This window comes from Vibrio sp. 2130-1 (assembly GCF_033339515.1).
Genome location: NZ_JAWOUT010000627.1, coordinates 1 through 544, shown reverse-complemented (window position 1 = coordinate 544; position 544 = coordinate 1). Strand labels below are relative to the sequence as shown.

Sequence of the window (544 nt, the reverse complement as noted above, 5' to 3'; positions counted from 1 at the left end):
CATATTGGCGTTTATTCATCATGGCAATTAGTAATGAACTCTCGATTCTGACTCAGGCAGAACAACGAGACTTGTATTCAGCACCTCAGTTTTCTATTGAGGAACAACGTTTGTATTTTTCGCTAAACGATGTAGAACAGGCCGAATGCCGTACTATCAGGCTTACTAAACATCGTTGTTATTTCGTGGCGCTTCTGGGCTATTTTAAATCTAAGCCAGTGATCATTGCTCCGAGTTTCCGTGATATCAGTATCGACATGCAGTTTATTGCCTCCCAAATTCAAAGAGGTAAAGGGATCAGGCCTTTCAGTGTCAGTAAAATGCAGCGTGACCGTATTTACTCAAGGATACTGCGTCTACTAAATTACAATAAGTGGAATGAAAAACAGCACCTCAATGCTCTGTGCCACCACCTGGTTTACATTGGTCATGCCTGGCTGGAGCCTCGACACCTCTTTGATGCGGCCATTGAATACCTTGCCAGCCATAACATTGCCATTCCTAAGTACTCCGTGCTTCAAAGACTGATAAGCCGCACAATGCA

At 43.6% G+C, this 544-nt stretch carries 1 protein-coding gene; it reads left to right on the top strand.

The genetic code is table 11. From position 1 onward, the window contains the following. Positions 1-20 precede the first annotated feature (20 nt). Positions 21-544: DUF4158 domain-containing protein (locus R7Q09_RS27790; RefSeq protein WP_318144165.1), on the top strand; the 524-nt coding region annotated here is incomplete at its 3' end.